This window comes from uncultured Aurantimicrobium sp. (assembly GCF_936931525.1).
Taxonomy (GTDB): Bacteria; Actinomycetota; Actinomycetes; order Actinomycetales; family Microbacteriaceae; genus Aurantimicrobium.
Map to the genome: position 1 here is coordinate 25640 of NZ_CAKZII010000091.1, position 6679 is coordinate 32318.

Here is a 6679-nt window from a genome sequence, read left to right on the forward strand (position 1 = left end):
ATCTAGCGTGCGAATCTGCGAAGACGCAGTGAATTGAGCACAACGAACAAACTCGAGAACGCCATGGCTGCTCCAGCAAGCATCGGGTTCAAGAAACCAAGTGCCGCCAGCGGAATTGCCGCGACGTTATAAGCAAATGCCCAGAACAGGTTGCCGTGAATAATCCTCAATGTTCTGCGAGACAGTTCGATGGCATCGACGGCAGCAGACAAGGTTCCACGGACCAAGGTGATGTCGCTTGCGGCGATGGCCACGTCTGTTCCGGTACCCATCGCAATGCCTAGATCAGCCTGTGCCAGCGCGGCGGCATCATTGACGCCGTCCCCGACCATGGCCACACGCTTGCCTTCAGCTTGGAAGCCCTTGACTGCCTCGACCTTATTTTCAGGACTTGCTCCTGCAATCACGCGAGAAATACCCACTTCTGTGGCAATAGCGCGGGCAGCATCTTCATGATCGCCCGTCAGCAGGACAACGTCGAGACCGAGTTCGCGGAGGCGAGAAATAGCCTGAGCAGAATCTTCCTTGATGGTGTCGGCGACGGTGATGATGGCACGTACCTCACCGTCCCATCCCGCTAAGACAGTCGTTGCCCCCGTTGAGCGAGCCGCAGCCAGCACTTCACGTTGCTGGGAAGAGAGCTCAAGGGCATTGTCTTCCATCCACTGCTGGGTCCCCACCGAAAGAGTGATGCCTTCAACAACACCGTGCACACCGTGCCCTGCTACAGATCGGAACTCAGAGACAACGGGAAGTGTTTCTTGTGCTTCTCCCGTTACGTGGGACACGATTGCCTTCGCAATGGGGTGTTCGGAGCCGAATTCCAACGCAGCTATTCGCTTGAGTGCTGCTGAGTAATTCTCATCTTCCAGATAAACATCTCTCACCGTCATCTTGCCGGAGGTGATTGTTCCGGTTTTATCGAGAATGACGGTGGTGATGCGAGAAGAACTTTCAATCGCATCAGGACCAGAGATGATGATGCCCATCTGGGCGGCACGTCCCGTGCCCACCATCAGTGCAACTGGTGTGGCAAGCCCAAGTGCACACGGGCACGCGATAACGAGGACAGCAATGCCTGCCGTAAAGCCCACAGCTAGCGGCGCACCAGCTATCACCCACCCGATGACGGTAACTCCAGCGATGCCGACCACGATCGGCACAAAGACGGCAGAAATTCGGTCAGCAAGCCTCTGCACGGCTGCCTTATGAAGCTGCGCGTCCTCGACAAGGGCAGCCAACTGAGCAATACGAGTGTCCTGGCCAACCTCAGTGGCACGAACCACAAGCTTTCCATCCAATGCGATGGTGGATCCGGTAACTCGTGATGTCACCGTGACCTCAACCGGAAGGCTTTCCCCCGTGAGAGCGCTTTCATCGACGGCAGCTCGACCCTCGAGGACGACTCCGTCCGTTGCAATGATTTCACCCGGACGAACAACAAAGACATCCCCTACGTGAAGATCAGATGTGGAAATTCGTTCTTCAACACCATCCCGAAGTCGAGTGACTTCTGTGGCTTTCAGCTCCCCCAGTGCACGCAGTGCAGCACCGGCACTCCGTTGTGACTTCTCCTCGAGGTAGCGCCCGAGCAAAAGGAACGTGGTGACACCAGCGGCAGCTTCGAAATAGATATTGTGCGTGGGGTCTGCCTGCCAGGCAAAGAGTTCCATGCTGTGGTGCATGTGGGGATCCCCGGCAGCGCCAAAGAAAAGGGCATAGACAGACCAGCCGTAGGCAGCAAAAGTACCCAGCGTAATCAGGGTGTCCATGGTCAGAGTGCCGTGGCGAAGATTGATAAATGTCGCCCGGTGGAAAGGAAGACCGCACCAGAACACGACGGGTGTGGTCAATAACAGTGAGATCCACTGCCAATACGTGAACTGCCAGGCTGGAACCATCGCGAGCACAATGACTGGGACAGTCAGGAAGATGGCAATGACCAGGCGCTCGAGCAACGTGACTTTGCCCGCTTTGCCTTCTTCTAACTCAGCTTCGCTGGGCTTGGCCACCTGGGGCAATGTTGCGGTGTATCCGAGCTTGGTTACCTGCTGCACCAGCTGTTCTTCACTGATGTTGGACGGGAATTCAACCTTGGCGCTGTGCATAGCGAGGTTCACCGCCGCAGTGACGCCGGGAAGTTCAGTGAGGCTTTTTTCAACGCGGGCAACACAGCTCGAGCACGTCATTCCCTCAACACCCAAGACGATGGTTGATGTGGTCTGGCTAGCCATAGCTACCTCATTCCTCCATCTTTCATAACGTCTGATGGTTCCAGAGTATTCCTCCCTCACACAAGAAAACACCGCCCCCGAAGGGGCGGTGTCTCAGCTAGTGCGACTAGTTAGTCGTTGCGGGAGCTGGTGCTGTGGTGGGGTAACCCTCAGGAATGATGTCGTTACCGTTTGCATCGTGCTCGTGAGGAACGTTGCCGGGCATTGAGCCATCAGCTTCGAGACCACCCTGCGGTCCGCCTGCCATCTCGCCCTTGGGACCGTGACCGCGCTTTCCTTCATGGCCTTCTCCGCCGCCCTGGGGACCGCCTTCACCCATTTCAATGTGTGCAGGAGCTTGTCCAGCAGCCAGTGGTCCACCAGCGTGACCGATCACGTTAGCGACAGCAATGCCGCTTCCGAATACACCGGCCAAGAGAGCAACGCTTGCTGCGGAGATACCGATGATTGCACCGGTGCCGAGGCGACGCTTGGAGCGGGCTTCAGCGATGGGTGTTACCGGAGTTTCGGTTTCTTCAGCTGCAGCTTCGGGGGTGTACTCAGCAGGAGTCTGAGTTGCCTCTGCGTTGTCGAGGTTGTCGTTGTTGTCGTTCTTTGGCATCTGCATGCCTCCTTACGTTCGTTTTGTGTGGTGGCCTTGTGGCCGGTAATTACACACTGGAGAACGAAGCTATGAGGACACTATGAACGAGTTAAGAGAGAGCAGAGAGTTTTGCTTGGATTTTTCGCTCAAGAAAACGCTGCTGAGCCGTTGCCACAATCTTGTTGGCCATGCCGTTGAAGATGATGCCATGCGCAGGGAGGATGGACAGCCAATAGAGGCGGCCGCCTAGTCCACGGGGGAAGAAGATGGCGCGCTGTGTGTAGTGAGAAGTTCCATCTGGCTTAGCATCTGCAGTGAGTTCCAGCCAGGCCAGGCCAGGAACCTTCATCTCCGCACGCAAGCGCAGGAAGTTTCCGTGATCGATACGCTCCACGCGCCACCAGTCCACTGCCTCACCCACACGCAGCTTCTCGGGATTACTGCGTCCGCGGCGTAATCCCACACCACCGACCAACTTGTCAGCGAAACCACGAGCAGCCCAGGCAATGGGGAGTGAATACCAGCCGTTCTCACCGCCGATACCTTCAATAACTGCCCACAAGTCCTCTACTGGGGAATCACAGTCACGTTCTTTGAGATCGATATAGACCCGGTGGCCTGCCCACTCGGGGTCGCTAGGAAGCGGGTCGCTCGGAGCACCATCCACACTGGAGTTCTGCCAGCTAGTTTCCAGTTCGCCCTCTTTCATTCGCTCTAGAGCGAGATGGACTGCGGTGCGATAGGGCAATAAACCTTCGGGTGGTGGCGCAATGATGGAATCAACATCGTGTTCGTTCATGACGCAGTCGTGTTGCAACGACGCAATGATCGGCACGGCGAGCGCGCGGGGAATCGGAGTAACCAGGTTGACCCATTGGCTAGCCAGGTACGGAGTCAGCACAGGCAAACGCAAAATGGCACGTTCTTTCATTCCCGCTTCAACGGCATAGCCGTTCATCATCTCGGAATACTTCAGTACCTCAGGGCCGCCGATATCGAGCGTGCGGTTCACACTCGGTGGAAGATCTGCCGCCTTGATCAAGTAATACATCACGTCGCGCACCGCGATGGGCTGAATGAGGTTACCCACCCACTTAGGTGCCGTCATGACGGGGAGCACATCTGTGAGGTGACGAATCATTTCGAAGCTGGTGGAACCAGAGCCAATAATGACCCCCGCTTGTAAGGCAACGGTAGGAACTCCCGATTCCAGGAGAATCTCCCCCACCTCTGCCCGTGAGCGCAAGTGTTTGGAGAGTTCTCCGGTGGCTGGATGTAATCCACCGAGATACACAATGCGAGAAAGCTTCTTCGCTTTGGCCGCTACAGCGACATTTCGGGCACCAATGAGTTCCTTCTCTTCGAAGTCACCCTTTTGCCCCATTGCGTGAACGAGGTAGTAGAGAACGTCAATACCGGTGCAGGCTTCGTTGACAATGGCAGCATCGAGCAGGTCGCCTTCAACGATGTCTACCTGGGCACGCCAGGGCACATCCTTGAGTTTGTCCGCGTTGCGAACCAGCACCCGCACGCTGAAACCAGCCTCAAGTAATCGAGGAACGAGACGGCCACCGATATAGCCGGTTGCACCCGTGACCAGAGCTTTTCTCATCGCCATGACCTGACTCTACGCCTGGAAGCTTGATAGCTTCTATAGCGGGAGGAATGATGTCGACAAAAAAGCGACTGTGGCTCAGCGGCGTCATTGCTGTTCTCATTTTCTTACCCGTTGTTTCGATCAGTTCTGCCCTGAATGCGGTGCAATCTATGCAGACCGCCTCTACTGTCGAATCTCTCGAGAAGGCTCTCAACGGTACAGAAGCTCCTCTCGATATTGCAGTTCCCACAGAAACACCAGTCGCGAGCCCCACCTCTCCGGCAACACAGAGCGCTCAGACAGGAACTTCGGGGGCATCAACATATCTAGCTCTGCTCCAAGAGCTCGTAACAGATGATTCCCCTGCCTCTCACAGCGGCTATAACCGTGACTATTTCAACGCATGGATTGATGCAGACGGAGATGGCTGTAATACCCGCGCTGAAGTTCTCATCATGGAGTCACAATCAGCCGTGACGACCCGTGGCCGATGCACGGTCAGCACTGGCCAGTGGGTTTCGGCCTATGACGGCACTACTTTGACCGATGCTGGTGATCTTGACATTGACCACTTTGTTCCCCTCAATGAAGCCTGGGGTTCTGGTGCTTACGGGTGGGACAGTGCAACCAGAATTAATTTCGGAAATGATCTGGGCTATGACGCTTCATTACTGGCAGTAACAGCGAGCTCTAATCGCTCCAAGAGCGATCAAGATCCTGCGCAGTGGATGCCCGCTAACCATGGCTACTTCTGTGACTATGCCGCTACCTGGGTGGCTGTGAAGTGGCGCTGGAATCTCACCGTTGATTCGCTAGAACGCCTCACCCTGCAATCTGTCCTCAACGGTTGTTCAACAGTGAGTATTTCTGTTCCAGAGAAAGCTGTTGTCACCGCTGGAGTACCTGCCGAACAAGTTGCTCCTGTCAGTGATGGTGTTCTTGACCCCAACTATGGAACCTGTTCTGTGGCACAAGCCAATGGCGCTGGCCCCTACTACCAAGGCGTGGACCCGGAATATGACTGGTATCGAGACCGCGATAAAGACGGAATCGTCTGCGAGTAGGAATTAACAGAACAAGGGCCCGACCTCAAAAGAGGTCGAACCCTTGTGCGCTGTGTTTACGCTTACTTTCCGCCGCAGCACGCGCCGCCGCAGCAGCCGCCCTCTTCGCCGCCACCGAGGGTAGCGGAAGGGGTCTCAAGCTTGATGTTTGCGGTTGCCATGTGGTCTCCTTCAGATAAGGGGTGACCGTCGGGGCTTTCGCCTGACCGGTCGAGGTCTATATCCAGTGTGCGCTTGTTTTCTCTGAACGTCAATGTGGGAAGTGGGTATGTCGCCCAGAGCTTAATTACCCGTGCGAGCTACCCATCTCCAGAAGCACCACACCAATGATGATCAGGGCAAGTCCCAGGAAGCCCCAGACGTTGAGGTTTTCTTTGAACAAGAAGATACCCATAATGGCCACCAGCGCGGTTCCCACACCAGCCCAGATTCCATAGGCAACACCCATGCTCAGGCCTTTAGACAGGCCTAATCCTAAGGAAGCGAAGGCAGATAGATAGCCGACGAAAACAAAGATGGTCGGTATGACTTTGGTGAAACCTTCACTCATCTTGAGTGCAAGTGTTCCCACCACCTCGGAGACAATCGCGAGGGCAAGAAGTAAGTATGCAACAACCATGAGTTCAGCCTAACTTGCACCGTGAATACGACGACTGAGCTCGTGCGCAGTGGCCGTCATTTCCGGCAGGAGAGAGTCAACACGTTCTTTGAAAGCTTCTGGGGTATTCAAACCCGCCGCAGAGAAAGTCACGGCGATACCTGCCGCCGGCCAACCAATGTGGTCCTTCACGACGACTCCTACTGACGCCAAACCCTCCGTGATCTCTCCACGTTCCAAGGAATAACCCTGAGTCGCGGCATCAGTGACGAGTGCCTTGAGCTCGCGGTAGGTGCGGGGTCCCGTGCTCGCCACTCCTGCACGCTGAGTAAAGACGATGCTGTCGGGATAGAGCGCTCGGAGTTGTGCCGGGGGCAGCGCCGAGAGCAGGGCGCGACCAGAAGCAGTGAGGTGCGCTGGAAGGCGAACACCGACGTCAGTAACAAGGCTGGGTCGACGTGGCGCACGTTCTTCCACGACGTAGAGAACATCAGTGCCGTGCAGCACGGCAAGGTGAGCAGATTCTCCGATGTGGTCCACCAGCTTTGCCAACAAAGGTGCGCCAAGACGTGTCAGCGGTTGTTGGCGAGTGTAGGCGGAGGA

At 55.9% G+C, this 6679-nt stretch carries 6 protein-coding genes; 1 reads left to right on the top strand and 5 read right to left on the bottom strand.

The features are described from left to right. Positions 1-2: 2 nt before the first annotated feature. The 3 genes from Q0362_RS04270 to Q0362_RS04280 all read right to left on the bottom strand — a co-directional run bounded on the left by Q0362_RS04270 (position 3) and on the right by Q0362_RS04280 (position 4435). Entirely contained in the window at positions 3-2234 is a 2232-nt protein-coding gene (locus tag Q0362_RS04270) for a cation-translocating P-type ATPase (RefSeq protein WP_298120192.1), read from the bottom strand. 106 nt (positions 2235-2340) lie between these two features. Then, positions 2341-2835: a hypothetical protein gene (locus Q0362_RS04275; RefSeq protein ID WP_298120195.1), complete on the bottom strand. Its 495-nt coding sequence runs from the start codon at positions 2833-2835 to the stop codon at positions 2341-2343. Between the two features lie 91 nt (positions 2836-2926). Further along, entirely contained in the window at positions 2927-4435 is a 1509-nt protein-coding gene (locus Q0362_RS04280; protein ID WP_298120198.1) for an SDR family oxidoreductase, read from the bottom strand. A gap of 50 nt (positions 4436-4485) precedes the next feature. Here Q0362_RS04280 and Q0362_RS04285 point away from each other — a divergent pair, with 50 nt between their 5' ends. Continuing rightward, a complete protein-coding gene (locus Q0362_RS04285) occupies positions 4486-5478 on the top strand; it encodes an excalibur calcium-binding domain-containing protein (protein WP_298120201.1) in 993 nt (330 codons plus the stop codon). 286 nt (positions 5479-5764) lie between these two features. Here the strand turns inward: Q0362_RS04285 and Q0362_RS04290 are convergent, their stop codons facing one another. Continuing rightward, positions 5765-6097 carry a multidrug efflux SMR transporter gene (locus Q0362_RS04290; protein WP_298120204.1) on the bottom strand — a complete coding sequence of 111 codons (333 nt, stop codon included), beginning with the start codon at positions 6095-6097 and terminating at the stop codon, positions 5765-5767. A 9-nt stretch (positions 6098-6106) separates the two neighbouring features. Then, the coding region (locus Q0362_RS04295; RefSeq protein ID WP_298120209.1) for an IclR family transcriptional regulator at positions 6107-6679 on the bottom strand (573 nt) is incomplete at its 5' end.

Coding starts and splice junctions, on each gene's coding strand:
- Q0362_RS04290 (WP_298120204.1), bottom strand. CDS start 6,097: ATGGTTGTTGCATACTTACTTCTTGCCCTCGCGATTGTCTCCGAGGTG.
- Q0362_RS04275 (WP_298120195.1), bottom strand. CDS start 2,835: ATGCCAAAGAACGACAACAACGACAACCTCGACAACGCAGAGGCAACT.
- Q0362_RS04270 (WP_298120192.1), bottom strand. CDS start 2,234: ATGGCTAGCCAGACCACATCAACCATCGTCTTGGGTGTTGAGGGAATG.
- Q0362_RS04280 (WP_298120198.1), bottom strand. CDS start 4,435: ATGGCGATGAGAAAAGCTCTGGTCACGGGTGCAACCGGCTATATCGGT.
- Q0362_RS04285 (WP_298120201.1), top strand. CDS start 4,486: ATGTCGACAAAAAAGCGACTGTGGCTCAGCGGCGTCATTGCTGTTCTC.